We start from the raw sequence: 25,244 nt of genomic DNA, 5'->3' as shown, positions 1-25,244 counted from the left end.
CTGCTGCCGCGGTCCGCCGTCCGGTCGCCGTCACGCTCCGGTGGGCTGTCCTCCCTGCACACCGGCGAGCGCCTTCTGCATGTCGGCCATGTCCATCACGGGGAGGAACTCCACGATGGCGCCGAGCTCCTGGTACAGGGGCTCGGCGATGGCGGGCATCGAGACCGGATCATCGAGGTCGAAGATGATGGATGCGCCGCGCATGCCGTTCTGCGGGTGGAAGTAGGCGGCCTCCGGCCGCAGGCGCTCCATGAGGTCCCCCATGATCTGACCGATCCGGCCGCTGCGCATGGCCTCGCTCCCGGCCTCGACCGGCACCTGAAGCCTCAACATCATCCGCATGTCCCTCGCTCCTCCCGGGCGTCGGAGGGCGCCACGGTCGCTCGTCCGGTCCCGGCGGTCCAGAGGCGATGGGCCCCGGCCGGGTCCGGGAGACGCCACGAGGTGGCAGCCTCGTCGTCGGGTGCGGTCGTCACGGGTCGTGCCTCGCTGAGCCCTGGGTGCCGAAATCTCGACGATCACGTCGACGTCCACGGACCAGCCCTCCTCGGCGGTCAGACCCGGAACCGGGGGAAGAGCGGTGCCCTCCGCGGGCCGGGCCGTCAGACCGGGCGACCCTGACCCGGCGCCCGTCGCGCGTCGACCCGGTTGCGGGCGACCCTGGCGGGCCGGTCCTCGGGTGATCGGGCGAGGACATCGGCCGGAAATGCGTTGCGCCGCCCGTTAGAACGGGGAGGTGCAGATCCTGCGGACCGGCCCGGACGACGAGCTCTTCGCCGCCTGGTGCGAGGTGTGGGCCGCGAGCCAGCGCGCCGACCGTCCCGACGAGCCGCCCCGGCCGGCGCGTGACCACGTCGCCGTGGCGTGCCGACTGGTCACCCCCGGCGGCTCGATGGCCGGCACCCACCGGGCGGCGGTGGACGACGGCACCGTCGTCGGCGCGCTGCGGCTGCTCCTGCCGGTGCGGGACAACGTGGCCGTCGCCCACGTCGGCCTGGCGGTGCACCCCGACCACCGCCGCCGGGGCATCGGCAGCGCGCTGCTCGACGAGGGCGTGCGGCTCGCCGCGGCGGCCGGGCGCTCGGCGCTGATCGGCGAGGTCGACGAGCCCCGACCGGACACGGCCGGCCGGGCGTTCGCGTTGCGCCACGGGTGGAGCGGCGACCTGCTGGAGACCCGCCGTGACCTGCTGCTGCCCGTGGACGACGCCCGGCTGGCGACCCTGGAGGCGCGGGCCGGGGCCGCCGGCGCCGGCTACGAGGTGCTCACCTGGCGGGACCGGACGCCCGACGCTCTCCTCGACGACCGCGCCCTGCTCGGCCGCCGGATGTCGACCGACGCCCCGAGCGGGGACGTCCCGGTCGAGGAGGAGCACTGGGACGCCGCCCGGGTGCGCGAGGACGAGGCCGCCACCGCCGCCCGGGGCCGGACGGTGCTCACCGGCGCCGCCGTGCGCGACGGCCGGCTGGTCGCCTTCACCGAGCTGCACGTGCCGCTGGAGCAGCCGGAGCGGGCGCACCAGGGCGCCACGCTCGTCCTGCGCGAGCACCGCGGCCACCGCCTGGGCGCCCGCATCAAGGTCGCCGTGCTCCGCGAGGTCGCCGCGACCCTGCCGGCGGTCCGGCGGATCAGCACCTACAACTCCGACGCCAACCGGCCGATGGTGGCGGTCAACGAGGCACTGGGCTTCCGCCGCGCGGGCGGTCTGTCCACCTGGTCTCGCCGCTGGTGACCGTCGTCCCGACCGGCTCGCCGTCGAGGAACCCGGTGACCATCGCGGCGACCTCGTCCGGGCGCTCGAGGATGAACAGGTGTCCCCCGCCGCGGATGACGTGCAGCGTCGCGTCCGGGATGCGCCAGGCGAGGATCCGCCCGTTGACCAGCGGGATGATCGGGTCGTCGTCCCCGGCGAGGACCAGCGTGGGCTGCCGCAGGGTGTGCAGCCACGGCATGCTGCTCCAGCCCGTGATGGCGTAGAGCTGGCCGGCGTACCCCACCAACGACGGGGGCTGCACGCGGCCGATGACCGAGTGCAGCAGCCGGCGCGGGTCGGTGCGGGCCATCCCGCCGTAGATCCGGCCGGCGATCTGCAGGTAGTGCTCGGGATCGCGGTACCGGCGCGGTGTCGTCAGCGCCAGCAGGGCCGACGGCGCCCCCGGCATGCCGCCCAGCCCCGGCGCCGTGGCCGCGAGCACCAGGCCGCGGACCCGGTGCGGGACCTGGCGGGCGAGCTGCTGGGCCACCACGCCGCCGAGGGAGACGCCGAAGACGTCGACCTCGTCGTACCCGAGCGCGTCGAGCATCCCGCTGATCGTCCGCACCAGGCCCGGCATCCGCCGCGGGCTCCGGTAGGGCGTCGAGCCGCCGATGCCGGGCGCGTCGAAGCTGATGACCTGCCGGCCGCGGGCGGCCAGCTCCCGCTCGAACGGCTCGGCCAGGTCCAGGCTGGCGCCCAGACCGGTCACCAGCAGCAGCGGGCGGCCCGTGCCGCGGACCGACGTCCGCAGCCGCACCTCCCCCACCTGGACGGTGCGGACCCTTGCGCCCCTCACGCGAACGCCGAGGCGCCGGTGATGTCCCGGCCGACGATGAGGGTCTGGATGGTCTCGGTCCCCTCGAAGGTGTGGATCGACTCGATGTCGGCCATGTGCCGGATGACGTGGAAGTCCAGCAGGATGCCGTTGCCGCCGAGCAGGTCGCGGGCCTCGGCCAGCACCGCCCGGGCGGTGCTGGTGTTGTGCGCCTTGGCCAGCCCGGCCAGCGTGGGCTCGATGCGGCCGGCCAGGGCGAGGTCGGCCAGGCGGCGGCAGTACAGCTGCATCGAGGTGACCTTGGCCAGCATCCCGACCAGCCGCTCCTGGATGAGCTGGAACTCCACCAACCGCTTGCCGAACTGCCTCCGGCGTCCGGCGTAGGTCAGCGCCGCCTCGTACCCGGCGACGGCGTGGCCCAGGGCCATCCAGGCGCAGGAGCCCCGCGTGGTGGCCAGCACCGCGCCGGTGTCCTTGAACGACCGGCCCCCCGGCAGCAGGTTCTCCGCCGGGACCCGCACGTCCTCCAGCTCGATCTCGGCCTGCCACACCGCGCGCAGCGAGCCCTTGCCCTCGATCCGGCGCGCCCGGTAGCCCGGCGTCCCCTTCTCGACCAGGAAGCCCTTGACCTGCCCGTCGTCGGTGTCGCGGGCCCAGACCACGACGACGTCGGCGACGGTGCCGTTGCCGATCCACTTCTTGGACCCGTTGATGACGTACGACCCGCCGTCCCGGCGGGCGGAGGTCTCCAGGGCGATGGAGTCCGACCCGTGCTCGGGCTCGGTGAGCGCGAAGGCGCCCAGCGCCTCGCAGCGCGCCATCGGCGGCAGCCAGCGCTGCTTCTGCTCCTCCGAGCCGAGCATGGCGATCGACTTCATCGCCAGCCCGGCCTGGACGCCGAGGAAGGTGCCCAGGCTGCCGTCGCCGCGGTTGAGCTCCATGTGCACCAGGCCGGCGGAGAGCGCGTCCATCGGCGGGCAGCCGTAGCCCTCGATGCCGTCGCCCACCAGCCCCGCCGCGCCCAGCTTCTCGGCCAGCTCGCGCGGGAACTCCGCGCGCTCCCAGTAGCCGTTGATGACCGGCAGCACCTCGTCCTCGACGAAGGCCCGGGTCCGCAGCAGGGTGTCCCGCTGCTCGGACGTGAACTCCTCGCGGAGCAGGAAGTAGTCGGTGGACAGCGCCTTGCCGATGTCCTCGGCCAGTTCCACGTCGATCTCCCCTGTCCCGGTGCCGGCGGTCACGAGTCCCGGACGTAGCTGCCCGGCGCGTCCTCCCGGACGCGGAACCGGGCGCTGCCGAGCTGCTCGGGCGCCGGCTTGTCCGGCCCGGACCGTTCCCCGAGCCACGCGGAGTAGTCGGGCCACCAGGAGCCCTTCTCGGTGCGGGCGGTGTCGCCCCACTCCTCGACGGCGGACGAGTTGTCGTCGGTGACCCGGTAGCTGGACTTCGGGTTGCCCGGCGGGTTGACCAGCGCCGCGATGTGGCCGTTGGTGGACAGCACGAAGCGCATCTTGCCGCCGAGCAGCTGGCTGCTGCGGTAGCACGCCTGCCACGGGCAGATGTGGTCCGCGGAGCCGGCGAGCACGTAGGAGTCGACGGTGACCTGGCTGAGGTCGACCTCGGTGCCGAGCAGGGTCACGCTGCCCGGGTGGGTCAGCTTGTTGCCCAGGGTCATGTCGACGAAGTCGGCGTGCAGCTGCGCGGTCATCCGGGTCGTGTCGGAGTTCCACGACAGGATGTCGAACTTCGGCGGCTGCTTGCCCTGCAGGTAGTTGTTGACCCAGTAGTTCCAGATCAGGTCGTTGGGCCGCAGCCAGGCGAACACCTCGGCGAGCTTCCGGCCGTCGAGGTAGCCGGCGCGCCGGGAGGCCTCGACGGACCGCGCGGCGGTGTCCGGGTCCATCATCGCGCCGGTGAGGCCGGCCCGCGTGTGGTCCAGCACGGTGACCAGCAGGCTGAGGCTGGCCAGCCGCTCCTGCCGTCCCGTCGCCGCCAGGACGGCGGCGGTCATGCTGGCCAGGATGCCGCCGGAGCAGGTGCCCATGAGGTGGGTGGCCTCGACCCCGCAGATCTCCTCGACCGCGTCGAGGGCGTCGATGATCGCCGTGGCGTAGGTGTCGAAGCCCCAATCGCGGTGCCGGGCGTCGGGGTTGCGCCAGGAGACCATGAAGACCTGCTGGCCCTGGCCGACGAGGTGCTCGACCAGGCTGCGCCCGGGCGCGAGGTCGAGCACGTAGTACTTGTTGATCGTCGGCGGCACGATCAGCACCGGCACCGACCGGACCGTCTCGGTCGTCGGCCGGTACTGGATCAGCTCGAACACCGGCGTCCGCAGCACCACCGAGCCGGGGGTGACGGCGAGGTCCCTGCCCACCTCGTAGGCGTTCGGGTCGACCATCGTCGGCACCCGCGGCGGGCTGGCCAGGTCGCGCACCAGGTTCCGCGGGCCCCGGACGATGTTGGCCCCGGCGGTGTCGATGACCGCCTTCCACGCGACCGGGCTGACCAGCGGGTTGTTGCTCGGCGCGAGCGCGTCGACGATGTTGGTGCCGGCGAAGCGCACCCGCTCGGCGTCCCGCCACTCCAGCGGGACGTCGTGCAGCAGGCCCAGTGCGGTCTCGCCCGTCACCAGGTAGGCCTGGACCAGCCGCCGCAGCAGCGGGTTCTCCGTCCACGCGGGGTCGGCGAAGCGCCGGTCCCGCTTGGAGGGGGCCACGTCGCAGGTGCCGACGGCGATCTGCGCCAGCTGGCCGGCCAGCGTCCGGGCCCGCGCGGCGACCTTGTCCGGACGCCGGGCCAGCCCGCCCAGGAACTTGAGCCCCGGCTTCCCCGGGGACAGCCGCCGCAGCGTCCCCTGGGCCGCCTGGGTCAGCAGCAGGTCGAGCGGTCCGGCCGCACCGGCCACCTCGCGCGAGTCGTCGACCGATGTCATGTCAGCTCCTCCGGGACGGCGATCCCCATCCGGGGAATTCCGACCCTCATGGCTCGGGGGCACGGGACGCTCCTCGCATCATGCCCGCAGACGCCGAGCACGCCCATTCGGGGACGCCAGCCACCCCCATTCGGGGCGGTTCCGGTGGCGCGGTCCCGTCCGGGGGCGAGGGCGGCGGGCCCGCTCGCCGGACCAGCCCGAGGGGCGTGCACTGCCTCCTCGACCTGCGAGAAGCCCACCACGCCGGTTCCGGGCAGAGGTCCCCGCTGCCCGGCCGGCGGGTGGGGCAGGGCACGGCCCGGGGCGGATCACCCCTCGACCGGACCGCAGGCGATGCGCCCTCCGGCGTCGCCGGTGCTCCGCGTCGTCTGGTCGGGGCCGCCGGGGGCGTAGCGCTCGGGGACGTGCGCGTAGTTGTCCCGGTCGGCGTGCACCATGACCGCGCTGCCGTCCTCGTCGGTGAGCTGGTCGAGGGTCAGCGCGTCGGTGACGGCCGTGAGCGCCCCGGTACCCGCCTCGGTGACGTACAGCAGCGGCAGGTCACCGGCGTGCTCCCCGTGATCGGCCTCCTCGGCACCGATGTGCCCGCCGGCCGACAGGAAGTCCCCCGTCATCGCCGGGTCGGTCGGGCTGGGGCTGTCCGGCTCGCAGCGGCCGACGGCGTGCAGGTGGAACCCGTGGAAGCCCGGCGGCAGGCCGGTGATCCGTACGTCGACCTGCGTGCCCCCCTCGACCTCGGCGAGGGTCGCGACGCCCACCTCTCCGCCCTCGGGGTCGACCAGCCGCGCCGTGAGCTCCCGCGACCCGGACGACGCGGAGTCCGCGGCCGCGGCGCCCCCGTCGGTGGACGCGGCGGGAGCCTCGTCCGTGCCCGCACAGCCGCTCACGACGACGGTGAGCGCGCACGCGGACAGGACCGAGGTGGCGACGGGTCGGCGCATCGGGTCCTCCGGGGATCAGGCGGGCGGCCGGGGTCCGTCAGCGTCCTCCCGCCCGGCGCTCCCTGGCCAGGCGCTTCGTCGCCGGCCGCCGGGCCGGGCCCGGCGTGTCGTCAGGGCGCGCCGGGGCGAGCGCAGCAGGACGGCGACCCGCAGGCCGGCGCGCCCCAGCCGGGTGTCGGCCAGGTCCAGCGGGGGGAACAGCCCCATCTGCCCGAGGACGCCGGCGAGGTCGACGTAGAAGGTGTCCTCGGCGAGCCGGCCGTCCCGCATCCGGACGACGCTGACCGCCCGGATGCGCAGCGGCCGGCCGGTCGCCGGGATGCCGAACAGCGGCCCGAGATGGGTACCGGTGATCGTGTACTCCTCGGCGACGAGGTCCCCGTGCGGCAGCCGCGTGGTGAGGTCCAGCCGCAGGTCCGGCAGGGCGGTGAACAGCGCCGCCAGGTAGGCGCCGACCTCCTGCTTCCCCCGGTGGGTGCGGCCCCGGGCCACGTCGTGCCAGGTGATCTGCTCGTCGTAGTGCGCCAGGATCCCGGCGACGTCGTGGCGGTTCCACCGCGGGACGACCGCCGCCATCGTGTCGAGGTTGCGCCGCTCGGTCGCGGTGAGCGTCAGTGCGTCCATCGCGGGTGCCCTCCGGCGTCGGCGAGCACCATGCCCGCGGTGTTGTAGCCCGACAGGACCACCCAGGGCAGTCCGGCGCTGGGCGTCGTCCAGTGCCCAGCCAGGTACAGCCCCGGCAGTGGGGAGCGCTGCTGCGGGCGGGCGCGGGTGAGGGTCTCGGGCACGAAGGCCCACCCGGCGAAGGCGCCGTCGGCGTTGCGGGTACGCCGGACCATGTCCTGCGGCGTGTACACCCGGCGGACGACGACGTGCTTCCGCAGGTCCGGGATGAGCTCCTCGGCACGCCGGACGAAGACGTCGGCGACCGCCTCCTTGTCGCGGTCCCAGTCGATGCCGGTGCTGTCCAGCCGGGTCGGGCACTCCAGCTTGACCGAGTGCATCCCCCGCGGGGCGAGCTCCGGCTGGTGGAACGTGGCGACGTACAGGTAATAGGCCGCCTCCTCGACGTTGCCCAGCGGGAAGTTCGCCATCGCCTTGTCGACGTCGCGGGACGGGTAGACGAAGTTCAGCCGCTTGAGGTCCAGCTCCGGCCGGGTCAGGTCGAGGTCGACCCCGAGCTGGACCTGGAAGAACGCCGGTGTGGTGGGCATGGTCCGAACCCGGTGGCGCAGCCCCGGCGGGACGACGTGCGCGGGCAACTGCTCGGTGTAGAGCCTGCGGGCGTCGGAGGCGCAGACCACCGCGTCCGCGGTGTACCCCCGGCCGTCGGTGGTCAGCACGCCCCGCGCCCGGCCCTGCGACACGAGCACCCGCTGCACCTCGGCGTCGGTCACGACCGTGCCGCCGGCGTCCAGGAACATCTCCCGGAGGACCTCGGCCAGCCGGCCGAAGCCGCCCGTCGGCATCCACATCGGCCGCAGCGCGTGCACCAGGAACACCGCCGCGATGACCGCGGACAGCTCGGAGGGCGCGGTGCCGATCCCGACGCAGAGCATGGAGAGGGTCGCCTTGAGATCCGCGTCGCGCAGGTGCTCGTCGAGCACCTGCTGCAGCGTCCGGTTCTGGTACGTGAGCAGGGTGTGCCCGGGAATCCGCAGCCGGCGGGCCAGCGGCGCGACGGCGTCCCCGAGCCAGGGGCGCTGGAACTGCTCCAGCACCCGGTCGAGCGGCCGGCGCTGCCCGGGCGCGTCGGCGATCCGGAAGGACGGCACCACGGTCTCGAGGTCGGCGACCATCCGCTCCATGTCCAGCAGCAGCCGGGTGATCCCGGCCCGCTCGGCCGGGTACTGCCGGGACAGCTGCTCGGCAGCCATCGTCAGGTCCGCCGGGATCTCCGTGCGGGCGTCCGGGAAGACGCACTGGAAGGTCTGCAGGTCGGGGACCATCTCGATCCGCCGGTCGATCCCGAGCCGCTGGAACACCGAACGGGCCGCCGACCCCAGCCGGTAGGCCAGCAGGATGTGGCCGCCGTGGTCCCAGGAGAAGCCCTGCTCCCCGTCGCCGGAGGCGTACCCGCCCACGACGGGGTTCTTCTCCAGCAGCACCGTCCGCGCGCCCTGCTGGGCGAGCGTGAGCGCGGCGGTGAGCCCACCGGCGCCGCCGCCGATGACGATGGCGTCGGAGTGCCTCGCCGGCTCCGGACGGCGGGGGGCGGACGGTCGTCCTGGCACGGTTTCCTCCTCGGGGTGCGGGGATGGTGGTGCGGGTCAGGCGGCGTCGCGGAGGTCGGCGTCCGCGAGGGCGGTGCGCAACCGGGCCAGCAGCCGGGCCCTGGTCGGGCCGATGCTGCCGACCGGCATCCCGAGCCGGGAGCCGATCTCCTGGTAGCTCAGCGGCGGCGAGGCGACGAGCAGGCCGAGCAGCTGCTGGGAGTGCTCGGGCAGGTCCTGCACGGCGGCGCGGACCAGGTCCGCCCGCTCCCGGCGCAGCACGATCGCCTCGGGGTCGGCGTCGGCCCGGTCCGCGGGGAGCTCGACGGCGGGCTGCAGGGAGTGCGGGTCCGACGGACGCTCGCGGCCGGCACGGCGGATCGTCGCCAGGCACTCGCGGCGCACGGTGGTCCGCAGCCAGCCGGCCAGCCGCTCGGGCTCCCGGATCGCGTCGGCGTTCTCCACGAGCTGCAACCAGGTGGCCTGCACGGCGTCGGCCGCCTGGGAGTCCGACAACCGATAGGTGCGGACGACCGACCGCAGCAGGCCGCCGTACCGCTCGACGACGGCGCGCCACGCTCCCTGGTCCCCGTCGGCGACCCGCCGGACCAGGTCGGCGAGGGCCGGGTCGCCGGACCCGCCGGGACGCAGGGCCGTGACCGACGCCTCGCCGGAGGCGGCCGGACGCCGGCGGGGGGTGGACTCTCGTGGGCCGGGAGCCATCTCGTACCTCGTCTCGTCGGGCGCCGCGGGTGCGGCGGACTGGCGGTTCGCGTGGGTACGAGCCTGCTGGCGACGCGCCCCGGAGACGATGGAGCAGTCCCCCGTTCCGCAGGTGGGGAAGGCCCCTGGGCGTCAGGCGACCGGGACGGCGCCGGGGAGGGAGCGCTGCAGGGCGGCCGGGGCGGCGCCGGCGCGGGACGCCCGCGACCGTCCCCGCGCCACGGCCCGCCGCGCCGGCGCCCGGCGGCCCGGCATCCACCAGTTCCACGCACCCATCAGCCGCATCGAGGCCGGGACCACGACGAGCCGGATGATGGTGGCGTCGAGCGCGATCGCGACCGCCATGCCCAGCCCGAGCTGCTTCATCGGCAGGATGCCGGCGAAGGAGAAGGCGCCGAACACCACGACCATGAGCAACGCCGCCCCCGAGATCAGCGGGGCCGTGCGCGCCAGCCCGCGGGCGACGCTGCCGACGCCGTCGCCGGTCCGCCGGTGGTCCTCGCGGACCCGGCTGAGCAGGAAGACCTCGTAGTCGGTGCTCAGGCTGAACAGCAGGGTCAGCAGCAGCACCGGCACGAAGTTCTGGACGTAGCCGGTGCGCTCGAACCCGAGCAGGTCGGCGCCGATGCCGTGCTGGAAGACCAGGACCAGGACGCCGTAGGTGGCGGCCACCGACAGCAGGTTGATCAGGATGGCCTTCAGCGGCAGGAAGACCGACCGGAAGGTCACCAGCAGGAACAGGTAGATGATCCCCAGCATCGCCGCCACGACGGCCGGCATCGTCCGGGTGATGGCGTCGTTGCTGTCCACCCCCTGCGCCGTCTCACCGCCGACCTCGACCGTCAGCCCGGCGCCGTCGGTGCGGGCGGCCTCCGCGCGGACGTCGTCCAGCAGGTCCTGGGTGCCGGCCGCCGCCGCCGGTCCGTCGGGGAGGACGCTCAGCAGCAGTCGCCGTCCGTCGGCGGAGACGAAGTGGTCGACCGTCTGGCGCGCGTCCGGGGGCAGCGCCTCGAGGGCCGGCCCGGCCAGGGCGCCCAGCGGGTCCTCGGGGGCCACCCGGGCCAGGGCGTCGAGCGCCGAGTCGACCCGGACCACCGAGGGCAGCTCCTGCAGCCGCTGCCGCAGGTCGGTGACGGCCGGGCCGTCGTCGGAGCCGAGCGGGTCCGGCGAGCTCACCAGGACCTGCAGCGGCGCGGTGGACCCGACGCCGAACTGCTCCTCCATCAACGTGTACCCGGCGCGCACCGGCTCCTCCGCCGGGATGATCCGGGCGTCGGGCGTGAAGGTGCGCAGGCCCAGCGAGGGGGCGGCGAGCAGCAACAGCCCCGCGACGCTGACCGTCAGGAAGAGCACCGGCCGGCGCATCACCCGTTGGGCGAAGCCCGCCCACCGCGCCGCGGCCGGACGGCGGTGCATGCCCTTGCGGACCACGACCACCCACCGGTCGATGCGCGGGCCCAGCAGGTGCAGCAGCACGGGCAGCAGGACCACGCTGGTCAGCACCGAGAAGGCGACGACGACGACCGCGCCCAGGGCGATCGAGCCGATCACGCCCAGCGGCACCAGGAACAGCGTGCACATCGCCGCGATGACCGTGACACCGGAGGAGACCACGGTCTCCCCGGAGGTGCGCAGCGTCGTGGCGATCGCGCTCTCGACGTCCCGGCCGGCCGCCAGCTCCTCCTTGAACCGGGCGATGACGAACAGCGAGTAGTCGACCCCCACGCCCAGGCCCAGCATGGTCGCGGTGTTCTGCACGAACAGCGACAACTCGTACTGGCCGGCGAGCACGGTGAGCACGGCCAGCGTCAGCACGATCGAGGTCACCCCGACCACGAGGGCCACCAGCGCCGCCACGACGCCGCCGAAGATCAGCACCACCACGAGGACGATGAGCGGCAGCGTGATCAGCTCGGCGCGGACCAGCCCCTCCTCGCTGAGCTCGTTGACCTCGCCCCAGAAGGACGGCGGGCCGACGAGCGAGACGTCCAGGCCGTCGTCCGCGAACCGCTCCTGCAGGCGCTCCTGCGCCGCCGGCAGCTCCTGGCGGGCGTGGCCGTCCTCGACGCCGAGGCCCACCACGTCGATGACCGTGCGCCGGTCCCCGCCGAGGAAGGGCGCCCGCGCCTCGGGGCCGAGGGTCGACCAGCCGTAGCTGCTCCCCACCTCCAGCGCCGGGTCCTCGGCCACCGCGGCCACCACCTCGCGGACCCGACCCTCGAAGGGCTCCTCGTCCGCGGTGTGCTCCCGGTCGTGGACGACGACGGTCAGGGTGCTCTCGCCGCGGCCGGCGAAGCCCTCCTGCAGCGCCTGCTCGACGGCGGCGGACTGCGAGCCTCCGACGTCCCAGCCACCGCCGCTGAGCCGGTCCGGCAGGCCGGTGGCGACGACCCCCGCGCCGGCGACGAGCAGCACCCAGACGACGGCGATCGGCCAGCGCGCGCGGCGGGTGAACGCCGAGAACCGCTCGATCACCGACGGCTGCCCGCCGCGCGCTCCAGGACCGCCAGATCCCGGAGGGCCAGCGCGAGCACCCACGGCTTGCGCAGCCGGGCGCGCAGGGAGGCCACCGCGGGCCGGACCGCGGCGTGCGCGTCGACCACCGTGTGGCGGCGCACCGGCCGGCCGTCGAGGACGTCGACCACCATCCGCGAGGCCAGGGCCCCGAACAGCATCGAGGTGTACACCAGCTGCGACACGCTCTGCTCGCCGGTGGCCACCGCGGCGCGGGCGCTCTCCAGCATCTCGACCGGGACGACGCGCAGCGGGACGACCTGCCGCAGCAGCCGCCAGGGAGAGCCGGACACGACCTGTGCGGCGGTGACCGCGCCGTCGAAGGGGGCGCCGCCCTGGCGGTAGTCGTGGAAGCGCACGTACTGGGTCCCGGCCATGTCGTAGCCGGAGATGACCGGCCGGCCCAGCGCGGCGGCCGCCTCGTGCAGTGCGTACTTGGCCCGCCAGCCGGCCGGCTCGGTGACGTCGACGCCGTCGATGACCACGTCGCACGCGGCCACCATCGCCGCGACGGTGCCGGGCGCGATGCCAGCGGTCGCGACGCGGGTGAAGGCGTGCGGGTTGATCTCCGCGACGCGGCGGGCGCAGACCGCGGCCTTGTTCCGCCCGATGTCCTCCTGCGTCGCGCTCTGCCGGTTGAGGTTGTTCAGCTCGTAGGTCCCGTTGTCGGCGAGCAGGAAGGACTGCACGCCCAACCGGGTCAGCGGCTCGACCACGGCGCCGCCGGTCGACCCGCAGCCGGCGACCAGCACGATCGCGGTGCGCAGCCGCTGCTGGGACTCCGGCGGCACGAAGCCGCGGTTGCGGGAGGTCAGCTCGTCGTAGCGGTCCGGGGTGGTCGCGGTCATGGAAGTGCCTCTCGGGTCGGGGTCAGCGGGCGGCGGCGATCGGCAGGGTGGTGACCACCCGCCGGACCGTGGTGCCGGGGTCCCGCCGATGGGGCTCGGCGGCGGGGACGGCTCCCGGGACGTCGGCGGGGACGGCCTGGCCACCGGCCGACAGCGGGCGCTGCTCGGGCAGCCGGCCGAAGGCGCCGAGCAGGCCCTCCAGCTGCTCACGGCACCGGCGCTCGGACTCGGCCAGGCGGTCGAGCTCGGCCCGCAGCCGCCGCCCGCGGCCCACGAGCTCGTCGCCGTCCGGGGAGGACCGCCGGTGCACCGCCGCCGTGACGTGCGCGGCCTCGGCCCAGGCGTCCGCGACGATCTGCCGTGCCTCGGCGTGCGCCTGCTCCCGGATGGCGGCGGCGTCGGCGCCGGCCTCGGCGACCAGCTGCTCGGCCACCCGCTCGGCGTGCGCCAGCGCGCGCACCGCCTGGGCAGAGGCCCCGCCGGGCGCCGGCCCGGCGGGTGCGGTACCGGGCGGGACCGGTGCCGGGGCGGTCAGCTCCTGCTCGATCCAGTCGAGGAAGGTGTCGACCTCCTCGACGTCGTAGCCGCGGAAGACGACCCGGAACTCCTGGGCGCGGACGGCGGCGGGGTCGATGGGCACGGCGGGGGCTCCTCGTGGCGGAGGTCGAACGGGGTCGGGCCGGGGACGGGCGCCGCCGCCCCGGGTCAGGCGGCGATCCGCCGGGCAGATCCGCGGACGGCGCCGGAGAACGCGTCGGTGGCCTCGAAGAGGTCCCCGGCCGCGAGGGTGGCCTCCAGCAGCGCCGTCCGGCCCGCCAGCTCGGCGCGGTCGGGCACGTGGGCGACGAAGGGCTTCACCTCGCCCCGGCGCGTGTAGGCCGGGTGCAGCAGGTCGTCGTCCGGCAGCCGGGGCCGGGTGTCCTCGATGAGGTGCACGTCCAGGCCGGCGAGCAGCAGGTGCCGGAGGGCGACCTGCTCCTCGACGTCCCCGACGAGGACGCGGACGGCGGGCTCGAGCGCTTCCAGCGTCCGTCCCGCCCCGAGCAGCAGCTCGAGGGTGACCCGCAGCCGCTGCGCCTTGTCGGTGAGCGTCCGGGAGTGCACGAACCGCTTGAGCTCGCGCACCTGGTCGCTGCGGACGCCGTCCGGGGCCGGCACCGACGCGAAGACGTCGACCCGGTGCGCCGTCTCGACGGGGAACCGCGCGCGGTCCGGGTCGTGCAGGTCGCGCGGCTCGCCGTCCCCGGAGGTGGTGAGGCCCAGGTAGCCGAGGATGCGCCCGCTCCGGCTGCTGTACGTGACGACGTGGACGTCGTCAGGGTGCAGGGACTGCAGCGGCTCGCAGAACCCGGCGCTGCGGTGCAGCGCCTCCTCGCAGGCCCAGCCCAGCTGCAGGTACTGGGCCAGCCGGAACCCTTGCAGGCCGAGGAGGTAGCGGTGCGGCAGGTGCTCGGTGGCCGCGGCGACGGTCACCAGCCCGTCGCCGCGGGCGGCCCGGTGCACGAGATCCGCGCCCGGCAGGGAGTCGAGCAGGTGGCGGTAGCTCAGCCGGTCGTGCAGGGCGACGATGTCGGCGGCGTAGCGGCGGGTGGCGCCGCGGCTCGGTGTGCTGCACACGGGGGTCCTCCTGGGGATCGCGCGGGTCAGAAGTAGTCGTCCTCGGCGTACATCGACTCGGTGATCGCCAGGGCGAGCACCTCGGGCGTGCCCTCGTAGATGCGGGCGCCGAGCGCCTCCCGCAGGTACTTCTCCATCCCCCAGTCGCGCACGTAGCCGCGGGCGCCCATGAGGGACATGGCCTCCTCGGCCACCTCCACGGCGATCCGGTCGGCGAAGAGCTTGGCCACGGCCGGCTCGTAGGCCGGGGCGGGGATCTCGGTGTCGGCCAGGTGCGCGGCCCGCAGGTACAGCAGGCGGGCGGCGTCGACCTTGGTCGACATCTCCGCCAGCTTGCGGGCGGTGAACTGGTGGCGGTACAGCGGGACGCCGCCCTGGATCCGCTCGCCGCACCACTGCCGGGCCAGGTCGAGGGCGCCGCGGGCGACGCCGGTGGAGATCGCGGCCACGGCGGCCCGGGCCATGTTCATCTGCTGGACGTTGATGACCACGCCGCCGCCCTCGCCGCCGATCACGTTCTCGGCGGGCACGCGGACGCCGCGAAAGGTCATCTCGGTGCCCAGGCAGGTGCGGTAGCCCATCTTGTCCGCCACCGCGCCGAGCTCGACCCCCGGTGAGTCGAGGGGAACGACGAAGCAGGTCAGCGCACTGGCGCCGGGGTGGCCCTCGATGTTGGCGAAGACGGTGGCGTAGGAGGCGACCTTGCCGTTGGTGATGAACTTCTTGGCCCCGTCCAGGACGTAGTGGTCCCCGTCGCGGCGGGCCCGCATGACGTCTCGGGCGTACCGGGCGTTCTCCGGGATGAGCAGGTCGCAGCCGGCCAGCTCCTCGGTGATGGCGTTGCAGGCGAGCACCGGCTCGTCGCCGGAGAACAGCGGGAGGAAGCGAGCCTGCAGCGCCGGGTCGCCGGACAGGAGCAGCGGGGCCTGGCCGAGCATGGTGGCGCCGAAGACCAGCGCGAACCCCGCGTCGACGGCGGCGAGCTCCTCCAGGGCCACCGCCACGCCGAGCTCGCCGTAGCCCAGGCCGCCGTGCTGCCGCGAGATGACCAGCCGGGTGAGGCCGAGCCGGTGCCCCTCGGCGACCAGCTGCCAGTCGAAGTCGGCGGCGTCCGCCCGGTCCAGGCGCTGCACCTCGGGGCGCAGCCGCTCCTGGGCGAAGGCCCGGACGCGGTCGCGCAGGGCCTCCACGTGGGGCGGCAGCGAGGTGGACGGCGGGCCGGCGACCTCGGCGGGGAACGTGTCGAGCATGGCGGGGGTGCTCCTTCGGGGTGTGCGGGCAGGCGGGGACGGCGGGTGCGTCGGTGAGCCGGTCAGGCGGCGGTGGGCACGCCGGCGGCGGCGGCCAGGGCGGGGTAGCGGTCGAACGCCGGGCGCAGCAGCGGCACGAACTCGATGACCCTGGCCACGCTGCCCTTGATCCGGATCTTCCCGGTGGCCACCGCGATGGGCATGAGCAGCCGGCCCGACCAGAGCGCGTCGGCGGTGTCGCAGGACATCCGGATCGCCAGGGTGGTCGATGCGGGCGGCCCGTCGACCCGGACGCCACCGGCGTCGACGTACAGCTCGAAGTCGGGCCCGGTGTGCACGAAGCGCACGGACAGCGCCTCGTCGCGGACGATCGCTCGGAAGGCGTCGTCCTCGAGCATGATCTCGAACAGCTGAGAGAAGACCGAGACGGCCTGCTCCCGGGACGTGTACGCGGGCATGGCGGGACCTCCGGGGTGTACGGGACGGGACGACGGGCGCGGGTCAGGCGGCGGGGACGACGGGGGTCTCCACCGGGTGCGGGGTGTCGCGGGACAGCAGGGCGACGACCGAGCTCAGGAAGCGCGGGGACCGGACGATCCCCAGGTGCCCGGCCCCGGGTACCAGGACGTTGGTCGCGCCGAGGCCGGGCTCGTCGAGGCGCGAGGACGGGGGGCGGACGACGAGGTCCGCGTCGGAGTAGTAGGAGACCCACCGGACGTCGCTCGGGCGTGCCCGCCGGCGCAGCTCCTCCAGCAGCGGCGAGCCCGGCCGCAGGGAGGCGACGAGGGTCCCCCTCCCCAGCAGGGCGGCGCGCGTCCCGCGGTGCGGCGCGGCGACGGTGACGGCGGTCCGGACGTGCGGCTCCAGCCCCAGCTCCTGCACCGCGTAGCGGACGACGACGCCACCGAGGCTGTGCCCGACGAGGGAGATCCGGTCGGTCCCCGCGGAGTCCATCGCGTCGTGGCACTCGCGGACCAGCGCCCGCGCGATCGTGGCCACGCAGGGCGCGAGGGGGGTGTAGGTGATGGCGTGCAGGCTGGTGCAGCCCGCGGCGGAGAGCCGGCGCTGCAGGGGCGACCAGGTCGACCGGGTGCCGCCGTAGCCGTGGACGAGCACGACGGGGATGGCGGGGCGGGCGCCGTGCGGCCGGAGCGACACAGGCGCGGCGGCGGGGCGGGACAGCCGGGCCGTGACCATCCCGCGGACGGCGAGCGTGGCGTCCAGTGTCAGGGCGCTCAGTGCGGAGCCGGGGCGCATGGCTTCCTCCTCACCGGGTGGGACGGGCGTGGACCGGGGCGGGTCAGGCGGCAGGGCGAATGGCGGCGGCCGGGCGGCGGCCGGGCGGGGGAACCAGCGTCAGGACCGGGGCGGTCCGGGTGCGGGCGGCCTCGCGGGCGGCGATCTGGTGGCCGAGGTGCCAGGCGGTGCAGTCGGCGCAGGACGCCATCCACCGGTGGGCCGTGTGCTTGTAGCAGGGCCGGGGGCCGGTGCGGACGGGGTGGGCGGTGAAGGCGACAGGTGCGGTGGAGGCGGACACTTCCTTCTCCTCTTCTCGAGCCGGGGAGGTGGTCCCGGTGGCTTTCTCGATGGGAGAAGGGTGTCGGCGCGGAGGACGCCCGACGATCGAGCAGACCCCCCGAACCCGCGCGCGCATCCCCCGTCCTCGGGGTGGGGTCCTCCCCCGCCTCGCCGGGGGCCGGGTCCCCTCCGGCCCAGGTCAGCGCGGCGTGGCGCCCACCAGCAGCCGCTCGCAGGTCTGCACGAGGGCGCCGGCGAGGCGCCGCGAGGCCGCTGGCGAGGCCGGGTGTGCGGCGACCCGCTGCCAGTGGGCCAGCTGCTCCGCCGCCGCCCGCTGCAGGTCGCCGGGTCCGGCGGAGGGGTCGCACCCCAGCCGCGCCTCCGCCGCCACCCCGTCCGCGCCGAGGAGGACCTCGGCGGCCCGGCGGTGGTCATCGGGGACGCACAGCTCCCCGGTGACCAGCGCGTCGAGCAGATCCAGCTCGGCGACCTCCTGCGCGGCGGAGCGGATCTCGTCGAGCTGGTAGCGCAGCGGCCGGGTCTCGCCCCGGGGTGGCGGGACCCGGAGGGCCGCCTCCAGCACGGCGAGGGCACCCCGGGTCCGGAGGGCCTGGGCGCGCGGGAGCAGGCGGGCGTCCACCAGCCGCTGCACCCGGGCCGTCCCCACGGCCGGGTCCTCGCCCGGGCGGAGGGTCGCCACCGCCGAGCACCGGCGGGCCACCGCCGGGTCCGGGTCGCCGCCGAGGAGCACGCCGACCACCGAGCTCGGGCGCACCCCGGCCGGGAGACCGTCGGGCGGGCCGCCGTCCCCCCGCCCCGTGCCGTCGACGACGAGGACCCAGGCGTCGGCCTGCTCCTGCGCCGCGGCGCCGGCAGGGTCCGGGGCCGGGTCCACGCGGCGGACGGCGCAGGAAGGGGTGCCGGCCGCCAGCCCGTCGGCCAGCGCGGCCACCGCCGGGACGGGCGGGCCGACGACGGCGATCCGGAACGGCCCGTCGAGGGACCGGGCCAGCGCCTGCAGACCCTCGGCCTCCGGGCTGCCGTGGTAGAGGTCGCGGGCCGACCGCACCACCGTCCGCACCCGGTCGAACAGCCCGGGGCCCACCGGCGGGGCGGCCGCCGGCGTCCGGCCGGGAGCGGGATCGGGTGCGGGCACCGGCACCCAGCCCTCCACCGTGGTGCCGCGGCCCGGGGCCGACCGGACGTCGACCCGCCCGCCGACCGCGGCGACCCGGGCCGCCACGTTGTGCATCCCCCGCCCCGGGTTCCCGTCCGCGCCGGTGAAGCCCGGGCCGTCGTCCCACACCGCGAAGTGCAGCCGGGCGCCGTCCGCGGCCACGCGCACGCCGACCCGGGCGCCGGGAGCATGCTTGCGGCTGTTGTTGACGGCCTCCAGGCAGACGAAGTAGACGGCCTCCTCGACCTCGGCCGGGAACCGCGCCCCGGCCGGCGCGTCCACGGCGACGGGCGGGTCGTCGTGCGCCAGCTCCTGCCGGAGGGCGGCGGCCAGGCCGCTGCGGGCCAGCACCGGTGAGGTGACGCCGGCGGTCGTCCGCGCCAGCAGGTCCGTGACCGCGTCCAGCTGCGCGGAGACCGAGTCCAGGCCGCTGCGGGCCCGGTCGAGCCGGTCACTGCTGAGCTCGTGCTCCACCAGGCCGAGGACCAGGCTCAGCGAGACGAGCTGGTGCTGGGCCCCGTCGTGAAGGTCGCGCTCGATGCGGCGGCGCTCGCTGTCGGACTCCGCGACGGCGCGGCGGCGCGCGACCGCGATCTCGGTGGCGTGCGCCAGCGCCGCCCGCAGCTGCCGCTCGAGCTCGACGCCCGCCCGGTCGGCCTGCAGCACCACAGCGAGACTGCTGGCGACGTCCTCGAGCACCTGGCGGCGCTGCGCCTGCGTCCCCGGGACCGTGACCCGGTCGACGGCCAGGGTGCCGACGTCCTGCCCGCCGTGCCGCACGGCGACCGCCCAGCGCGCTCCGGCCGGGTCCAGTCCGTCCGGCGACCACGTGGCCACCCGGTCGCGCAGCCCCGGCCGGCGCACGGTCAGCGTGCACACCCGGGCGCCGAGCCCCTGGCCGACCGCCGCGACGACGTCGGCGAGGTCGGGCACCCCGCGGGCGGCGGGCCGGGGCAGGGCGGCCAGCTCGGCGAGCACGCGGGCGCCCGTCGGAGGTCCGCCGCCGTCCCGCCGCGCGGTCAGCCGCCGGGCCCACCGGTACGCCGGCAGCGCCGTCGCGGCGGCCACGACGGGCGCCGCAGCGGCAGCGGCCGTCGTCCCCCCGAACCCACCGACGACGGCGTCGACGATCAGGTGGACGCCCCCGACCACCACGGTGACCAGCGCGGTGGTCAGCAGGCCGGCCGGTACGGCCTGCCCGCGTGGGGGTCCCGTGCTCACGTGACCGCGACCTCGGTCCCGGCGGTCTCCACGACGACCGGCTCCACCCGGTCGGGCAGCCAGGCACGCAGGACGAGCACGCCTGGTGCGGGTGCCTCCAGGGCCATCCCGCCGCCGAGTGCGGCGAGCCGGTCGACGTCGTCGGCCAGGAGGGCGCCCAGGCCCTCGGCGGCCACCGGTGGGGCCGGGTCCTCGACCAGCAGCTCGATCCGGCCGGCCGTGTGTTCCAGCCGCACCACCAGGGCGGCGTCGGCGGGCCGGCCGGCCAGCGTGCGGACCGCCGAGGCCGCGACGTAGTAGATGCCCGACTCCAGCTCCCAGGGCAGCCGCGCGGCCGGTCGTCCGCTGGTGCGCACCGGCCGGGGCAGGTCGGCCACCACCTCGTCCAGCGCCGCGGCCGGCCCCTGGTCGCGCAGCACGGCCGGGTACACCCCCCGGGCGACGGTGCGGAACCGGTCGAGCAGCTCCTCGAGCCGCTCCCGGGCGCGCCCGAGCGCGGCGGACGCCGCCGCGGGGCCGGCCCGCTCGTCGTCCAGGGCGACCCGCGCCGCCGCGACCTCCGCGCGCAGGTCCTCCAGCCGGTCCCCGGTCGCGTATCCCAGCTCGGTGACCAGCCGGCGCCGCTCGGCCTCCCGGGCCGAGGCCAGGCGGGACCGGGACGCGTGCAGCTCCTCCGCGAGGGCAGCGGCCCGCTGCACCCGCTCGGCGAGCTCGGCGTTGAGGGCGGCGACGCGCAGTACCAGGGCGGCTCCCGAGGCGACGTCCTGCATGAGCTGCCGGTCCACGGAGGTGACCGCCGACGGCTTGCGGACGGCGAGCACGGCGCGCAGCACCGTCCCGTCGAGGACCGGGACGACCGAGTCGGTGTCCGGGCGGGCCAGGAGGGCGGCGAGGTCGGCCACGGTCTCCGGAGCGGCCTGCGGCAGGGCCGGGTGCGCCGCGACCGCGACGAGGCGGGACCCCACGGCGAGCCAGACGACGGCGCGGTCCGCGCCGGTGCCCTCGGCCACGACCCGCGCCAGGCCCGGCAGGGCCTGATCCAGCGAACCGGACTGGCCGCGCCGGGCCGCCTCGGCGAGCGCGGCGTAGCGGGCGGCCCCGACACGGGCGGCCGGATCGGGCAGGAACCGGGGCACCAGCAGCTGCAGGCCGGCGGCCGCGACCGCGGCGGCGACGAAGGGCAGGACCGCTGCCGGCACCGGCTCCCCGACTGCCCGGCCGCCCTGCACCACGGCGACGAGCACCGCGGCCACCCCGGCGACGACCAGCAGGGTGCGGGCGGCGCCGGTCGCGGTCGCCCGTGGCATGCGCACCACCGACCTCTCGGCCGCGGGGCCGGACGGTCCCACCCGGGTCACGCTAGGCGGGCCGCGGGGACGGGCCAAGGCCGCTGGGCACGGGACGGCGCGCGGGTCAGCGCCGGTCCTGCTGGGACCGCAGGTAGGTGAGGACGGCGAGCACCCGGCGGTGGTGCTCGGTGCCGTCGTCCTGCAGGCCCAGCTTGCTGAAGATGTTGGCGATGTGCTTCTCGACCGCCTTGGGGGTCACGAACAGCTGCGCGGCGATGCCGTTGTTGGAGCGCCCCTCGGCCATCGACCGGAGCACGTCGAGCTCCCGCGGCGAGAGGGTGTCGACGGCCTCCCTGCGGTCCCCGCGCGGGCGCTCGACCAGCCGCTTGGCCAGTACCGGCTCGATGACGATCTCTCCCGCGGCGATCCGCTCGAGGGTGTCGGTGAGGACCTCGACGCTGCCCACCTTCTCCTTCAGCCGGTACCCGATCGCCTCGGTGCCGATCTCGAGGATGCGCATGAGGTAGTGGGACTCGGCGTAGTGGGACAGGAACAGCAGTCCCATGTCCGGGTGCAGCGCCCGCAGCCGCTCCGCGGTGACCAGTCCCCCGTCGGGTTCCGGTGGCATCCGGATGTCGAGGATCGCCACGTCCGCGCCCTCCCCGGACAACAGCTCGACCAGCGAGTCGCCGTCGGCGACGCTGCCGACGACCTCGTGCCCGGCCGCCTGCAGCAGCATGAGCAGCCCCTCGCGGAACAGGGCGCCGTCCTCGGCCAGTGCTACCCGCACGGGATCCTCGCCTCGATCGTCCCCACGGTGCGGTCCCCCGCCGTGGCCACCCGGCCGCCGAGGCCGCAGACGTGCTCGCGGACGGCCTGGGCCAGACGCGGCGGCACGCCGGACAGGACCAGCAGCAGCACGTCGCCCTGGCGCCGGGCGCGCACCTCCACCGGTCCCGCACCGGCGGGCAGGGCGGCGAGGCACTCGGTGACCGCGAAGTAGGCGGCCCCCTCGACGGCCGGGCCGAGGCGTTCCGGCGGGACGTCGACGTGGACCGGGACGGCGAGGTGCGCGGCGTGCTCGCGCAGCGCCGCACCCAGGCCCGCCTCGTCGAGCACCGGCGGGTAGATGGCGCGGGCGATCTCGCGCAGCTCCTGGAGCACCGCGTGCAGCTCGTCCTGCAGACCCTCGATGGACGCGTCGAGGTCCGGCCGCGCCTGGGGGACCCGGGTGCGCACGACACCGAGCTGCGGGACGAGGGCGGAGATGCGCAGGGAGGCGCCGTCGTGCAGCTGCCGCTGCAGCCGCAGCCGCCGGTACCACTGGTCGCGTTCGGCGCGGCAGGAGAGGGGATCGAGGTCGGCCTGCCCGGGCGCGGCCGCGGACGGCGGGTCGCCCGCGGACGAGGCCGGCTCGGACGTCATGCGGCGATGGTCCGTCCGGCGGACCGCACCGGAAAGGGTGCCGCCCCTACCGAGGGGTGGGGTTGTCCCCCGGTCCGTGTTGGACGCGCCGGAGTGGCGCAGCAGGTCGTTGCCCTCCGGCTGCGGTGGGTGCCTACTTCCCCCGTCGGGCCGAGCCGCGCGACGTGGGGTCCGTCCGGGAGGCGCCGTGAGCTACTGCCTCGGGGTGGATCTGGGCACCACCTTCGTCGCGGCCGCTACCGTCCGCGACACCAGCCTGGAGATGGCCGCACTGGGCGACCGGTCGACGGTCATGCCGGCCGCGGTCTACCTGCGCGAGGACGGCGTGCTCGTCACCGGTGACGCCGCCGCCCGGCGCGCCGTGAGCCACCCCGACCGGGTCGCCACGGAGATCAAACGCAGGCTGGGTGACCCGACACCCCTGCTGCTGGGCGGCACCTCGCACGCGGTGACCGACCTGCTCGGCGCCCTGCTGCAGGAGGTGCTCGCCCGCGTCAGCGCGGAGCGGGGCGGACCGCCCGAGGAGGTCGTGCTCACCCACCCGGCGAACTGGGGCCCGTACCGCCGGGAGCTGTTCGAGGAGGTGCCCCGGTTCGCCGGGCTGTCCACGGCCCTCACCGTGACCGAGCCCGAGGCCGCCGCGGCGTACTACGCGGCCACCCGCCGGCTCGCCGAGGGCGACGTCATCGCGGTCTACGACCTCGGGGGCGGGACCTTCGACGCCACGGTCCTGCAGCGCACCGCCGACGGCATCGAGATCCTCGGCTCCCCGGAGGGCATCGAGCGGCTGGGCGGCGCGGACTTCGACGAGGCCGTGCTCGCCCACGTGAACCACGCCACCGGCGGCGCTCTGTCGGAGCTCGACCTCGGCGACACGCAGACCGTCGTGGCCCTGGCCCGGCTGCGCCAGGACTGCGTGCTGGCCAAGGAGGCCCTCTCCCTCGACACCGAGGCCACCATCCCGGTCTTCCTCCCCGGCCGGCACCTGGACGTGCCGATCACCCGGGCCGAGTTCGAGGGCATGATCCGTGCGCCGGTCGAGTCGACGATCGGCACGCTGACCCGTGCGCTGCGGACGGCGGACGTGACACCGGACCGGTTGTCGGCCGTGCTCCTCGTCGGCGGTTCCTCCCGCATCCCCCTGGTCCGCGACATGATCTCGCGGGAGCTCGAGCGGCCCACCGTGGTCGACGCCCACCCGAAGCACTCCGTCGCCCTGGGGGCGGCGCTCCTCGCCCAGGTCCACACCGGGCTCGGAGCGGCGCCCGCGGGGTCCACCCCACCGGCCGACGGTCACGTGCCGCCGCAGGGCGACACCGTCGCCGCTCCGGTGCCGCCGCCGCGCACGGCCGCCACGGCCTCGGAGGCCCGGGCCGGGATCACCGTCGGGGCCCCGCCCCGGCGCGCCGCCGGTCCGGGGACGCCGGTGGGCGTCGGAGGCGCGCCGCTGCCGCCGTCCACCGGGGACCGCGACACGGCGCCTCCGGGCGGGAGCGGAGCACCCCCCGGCCCCGGGCACGGCTGGCCTCCGGGCCCCGGCGGACCGGGAGGGGCCGCCCCGGCGGGCCCGGTGGCCGGTGCGGTGCCCGATCCGGAACCGGACAGGTCCCGGCGCCGGACGTCGCTGGCCGGGGCCGCGGCGCTGCTCGTGGTCGTCCTGGGCGTGGTGCTCGCCGGGTGGCTGCTGCGTGACGACGCGCCGCCGGCGGCGCAGGAGACCGGCGGCGGGACGACCGCAGCGCCCGAGCACGACCGCGACCCGGGACCCGCTCCGTCCGCGCCCCCGAGTCCACCGCCCTCGACCGCGGTGCCGATCCCCTCCATCGGGGAGGCGATCGAGGTCGGCGAGACCCCGGGCTTCGCCGCCGTCTCGCCCAACGGCCGGCAGGTCTACGTCGCCAACCGGACCGCGGGCGTGGTGACCGTGGTCGACTCCGCCGTCGACGCGGTGACCGCCACGATCCCCATCTCCACCGGACCGCCGCAGTTCCTGACCTTCGCACCCGACGGCAGCCGGCTCTACGTCAGCGTCTACAACGACGAGCGCACGATCGCCGCCGTCGCCGTGATCGACACGGTCGACAACCAGGTGATCGCGACCATCCCGGTGCGCACCCGGCCCTACCTCGGCGCGTTGACCCGGGACGGGTCGCGGCTGTTCGTGCCCAACCACGACTCGGGCTCCATCTCGGTGATCGACACGGCGACCAACACCGTGGTCGAGGAGGTGCAGGTCCCCCCGAACCCGCACTGGATCGAGTTCACCCCCGACGGGTCGCGGGCCTACGTGGCCAACCACGAGTCGAACGTCGTCACCCAGGTGGACCCCGGGACCCTCGAGGTGGTCGCCGAGGTCGCGGTGGAGACCGCCCCGCACAGCGTGGCGGTGCACCCGACCCGGCCACTGGTCGCCAACGTCAACTACGAGTCTGGCTCGGTGACGATGATCGACACCGACAGCAACACGGTCGTCGCCAGCATCCCGGTCGGCCAGAACCCGCAGGACGTCACCTGGTCGGCCGACGGCCGGTTCGCCTACGTCGCCACCGTCACCGCGGACGCCGTGGCGGTGATCAGCGCCGACTCCTTCACCGTGACCGCGCGGCTGCCGGTCGGTGACGGCCCCACCTCCGTCGCGGTGCTTCCGGACGGCAGCCGGGCCTACGTGAGCGTCCTCAACGCCGGGGTGCTCGTGCCCCTCGACCTCACAGGCTGAGCGGGTGGTTCCGCTCAGGCGACGGGCGGACGTCGAGGTACATGTCCAGGACGGCGTCGATCCGGTCGGTCCACTCGGCGACCGCGGCACGGTGCGCCGGTGTGTCCTTCCGCTGCTGCTGGGAGCGGGCCTCGGACCACTCGCCGCTCGCGAGCACGAAGTCGTGCTCGAGCACGCTGCGCAGGCCGGCGGTGGGGGTGGCGGTCATGGTCATGGTCGGCTCCTCGGGGTGTCGGGGGTCCTGCTCTCTCTCGTGAGAGCCTGTCGCCCTCGCGGTTCCCGGACCATCGAGGCAACCCCCGTCCTCGGCAGCCGGATCCCCCGTTCTC

At 75.6% G+C, this 25,244-nt stretch carries 23 protein-coding genes; 2 read left to right on the top strand and 21 right to left on the bottom strand.

The genetic code is table 11. The features are described from left to right. Positions 1 to 30: 30 nt before the first annotated feature. Positions 31 to 342, bottom strand: coding sequence for a hypothetical protein (locus tag ACI78Z_RS00625; protein WP_457034572.1), 312 nt, complete (start codon positions 340 to 342; stop codon positions 31 to 33). A 394-nt stretch (positions 343 to 736) separates the two neighbouring features. On the opposite strand from ACI78Z_RS00625, the gene ACI78Z_RS00620 reads away from it, so the two are divergent. Further along, complete coding sequence (locus ACI78Z_RS00620; protein ID WP_457034571.1) at positions 737 to 1,732, top strand: GNAT family N-acetyltransferase; 996 nt, start codon at positions 737 to 739, stop codon at positions 1,730 to 1,732. On the opposite strand, the gene ACI78Z_RS00615 is transcribed toward ACI78Z_RS00620, so the two are convergent. From ACI78Z_RS00615 to ACI78Z_RS00525, 19 genes are all read right to left on the bottom strand, one after another. Then, positions 1,671 to 2,513, bottom strand: coding sequence for an alpha/beta fold hydrolase (locus ACI78Z_RS00615; RefSeq protein WP_457034570.1), 843 nt, complete (start codon positions 2,511 to 2,513; stop codon positions 1,671 to 1,673). The two genes, ACI78Z_RS00620 and ACI78Z_RS00615, sit on opposite strands and share 62 nt — an antisense overlap. A gap of 35 nt (positions 2,514 to 2,548) precedes the next feature. After that, positions 2,549 to 3,772: an acyl-CoA dehydrogenase family protein gene (locus tag ACI78Z_RS00610; RefSeq protein WP_457034569.1), complete on the bottom strand. Its 1,224-nt coding sequence runs from the start codon at positions 3,770 to 3,772 to the stop codon at positions 2,549 to 2,551. Next, positions 3,769 to 5,463: a PHA/PHB synthase family protein gene (locus tag ACI78Z_RS00605; RefSeq protein WP_457034568.1), complete on the bottom strand. Its 1,695-nt coding sequence runs from the start codon at positions 5,461 to 5,463 to the stop codon at positions 3,769 to 3,771. Before ACI78Z_RS00605 ends, ACI78Z_RS00610 begins: the two co-directional genes overlap by 4 nt. Before the next feature lie 308 nt (positions 5,464 to 5,771). Then, a complete protein-coding gene (locus tag ACI78Z_RS00600) occupies positions 5,772 to 6,404 on the bottom strand; it encodes a superoxide dismutase family protein (RefSeq protein ID WP_457034567.1) in 633 nt (210 codons plus the stop codon). A 15-nt stretch (positions 6,405 to 6,419) separates the two neighbouring features. Further along, complete coding sequence (locus ACI78Z_RS00595) at positions 6,420 to 7,028, bottom strand: ester cyclase (protein ID WP_457034566.1); 609 nt, start codon at positions 7,026 to 7,028, stop codon at positions 6,420 to 6,422. Next, the gene (locus ACI78Z_RS00590; protein WP_457034565.1) at positions 7,016 to 8,638 is read right to left on the bottom strand and encodes a phytoene desaturase family protein; all 1,623 of its coding nucleotides are present in this window, start codon (positions 8,636 to 8,638) and stop codon (positions 7,016 to 7,018) included. The genes ACI78Z_RS00595 and ACI78Z_RS00590 overlap by 13 nt, the downstream gene beginning before the upstream one ends. 36 nt (positions 8,639 to 8,674) lie before the next feature. Then, complete coding sequence (locus ACI78Z_RS00585; RefSeq protein WP_457034564.1) at positions 8,675 to 9,340, bottom strand: RNA polymerase sigma factor; 666 nt, start codon at positions 9,338 to 9,340, stop codon at positions 8,675 to 8,677. Between the two features lie 132 nt (positions 9,341 to 9,472). After that, positions 9,473 to 11,815 (bottom strand): MMPL family transporter, encoded by a 2,343-nt coding sequence (locus ACI78Z_RS00580; protein ID WP_457034563.1) that lies wholly within the window; start codon positions 11,813 to 11,815, stop codon positions 9,473 to 9,475. Continuing rightward, a complete protein-coding gene (locus ACI78Z_RS00575) occupies positions 11,812 to 12,702 on the bottom strand; it encodes a HesA/MoeB/ThiF family protein (RefSeq protein WP_457034562.1) in 891 nt (296 codons plus the stop codon). The genes ACI78Z_RS00580 and ACI78Z_RS00575 overlap by 4 nt, the downstream gene beginning before the upstream one ends. A 22-nt stretch (positions 12,703 to 12,724) precedes the next feature. Continuing rightward, the gene (locus tag ACI78Z_RS00570) at positions 12,725 to 13,342 is read right to left on the bottom strand and encodes a DivIVA domain-containing protein (RefSeq protein WP_457034561.1); all 618 of its coding nucleotides are present in this window, start codon (positions 13,340 to 13,342) and stop codon (positions 12,725 to 12,727) included. A 65-nt stretch (positions 13,343 to 13,407) separates the two neighbouring features. Next, positions 13,408 to 14,319, bottom strand: a complete 912-nt coding sequence (locus tag ACI78Z_RS00565) for a hypothetical protein (RefSeq protein ID WP_457034560.1) — start codon at positions 14,317 to 14,319, stop codon at positions 13,408 to 13,410. 26 nt (positions 14,320 to 14,345) lie between these two features. Next, positions 14,346 to 15,569 (bottom strand): acyl-CoA dehydrogenase family protein, encoded by a 1,224-nt coding sequence (locus ACI78Z_RS00560; RefSeq protein ID WP_457034559.1) that lies wholly within the window; start codon positions 15,567 to 15,569, stop codon positions 14,346 to 14,348. Positions 15,570 to 15,631: 62 nt separating this feature from the next. After that, positions 15,632 to 16,027 carry a hypothetical protein gene (locus ACI78Z_RS00555; RefSeq protein ID WP_457034558.1) on the bottom strand — a complete coding sequence of 132 codons (396 nt, stop codon included), beginning with the start codon at positions 16,025 to 16,027 and terminating at the stop codon, positions 15,632 to 15,634. A 43-nt stretch (positions 16,028 to 16,070) separates the two neighbouring features. Then, a complete protein-coding gene (locus ACI78Z_RS00550; RefSeq protein ID WP_457034557.1) occupies positions 16,071 to 16,826 on the bottom strand; it encodes an esterase/lipase family protein in 756 nt (251 codons plus the stop codon). Positions 16,827 to 16,869: 43 nt separating this feature from the next. Then, positions 16,870 to 17,106, bottom strand: a complete 237-nt coding sequence (locus ACI78Z_RS00545) for a hypothetical protein (protein WP_457034556.1) — start codon at positions 17,104 to 17,106, stop codon at positions 16,870 to 16,872. Between the two features lie 180 nt (positions 17,107 to 17,286). Continuing rightward, complete coding sequence (locus tag ACI78Z_RS00540) at positions 17,287 to 19,485, bottom strand: sensor histidine kinase (protein ID WP_457034555.1); 2,199 nt, start codon at positions 19,483 to 19,485, stop codon at positions 17,287 to 17,289. Continuing rightward, positions 19,482 to 20,834, bottom strand: coding sequence for a hypothetical protein (locus ACI78Z_RS00535; RefSeq protein ID WP_457034554.1), 1,353 nt, complete (start codon positions 20,832 to 20,834; stop codon positions 19,482 to 19,484). The genes ACI78Z_RS00540 and ACI78Z_RS00535 overlap by 4 nt, the downstream gene beginning before the upstream one ends. 64 nt (positions 20,835 to 20,898) lie before the next feature. Next, positions 20,899 to 21,564, bottom strand: coding sequence for a response regulator transcription factor (locus ACI78Z_RS00530; RefSeq protein ID WP_457034553.1), 666 nt, complete (start codon positions 21,562 to 21,564; stop codon positions 20,899 to 20,901). Continuing rightward, positions 21,555 to 22,199: a sensor histidine kinase gene (locus tag ACI78Z_RS00525; RefSeq protein WP_457034552.1), complete on the bottom strand. Its 645-nt coding sequence runs from the start codon at positions 22,197 to 22,199 to the stop codon at positions 21,555 to 21,557. The genes ACI78Z_RS00530 and ACI78Z_RS00525 overlap by 10 nt, the downstream gene beginning before the upstream one ends. A gap of 187 nt (positions 22,200 to 22,386) precedes the next feature. Here ACI78Z_RS00525 and ACI78Z_RS00520 point away from each other — a divergent pair, with 187 nt between their 5' ends. Next, positions 22,387 to 24,915 (top strand): Hsp70 family protein, encoded by a 2,529-nt coding sequence (locus tag ACI78Z_RS00520; RefSeq protein ID WP_457034551.1) that lies wholly within the window; start codon positions 22,387 to 22,389, stop codon positions 24,913 to 24,915. Here the strand turns inward: ACI78Z_RS00520 and ACI78Z_RS00515 are convergent. Then, entirely contained in the window at positions 24,905 to 25,129 is a 225-nt protein-coding gene (locus ACI78Z_RS00515; RefSeq protein ID WP_457034550.1) for a hypothetical protein, read from the bottom strand. The two genes, ACI78Z_RS00520 and ACI78Z_RS00515, sit on opposite strands and share 11 nt — an antisense overlap. Between the last annotated feature and the right edge of the window lie 115 nt (positions 25,130 to 25,244).

Source organism: Geodermatophilus sp. SYSU D01176 (genome assembly GCF_054050015.1).
This window is presented reverse-complemented; position numbering and strand designations above follow the sequence as displayed.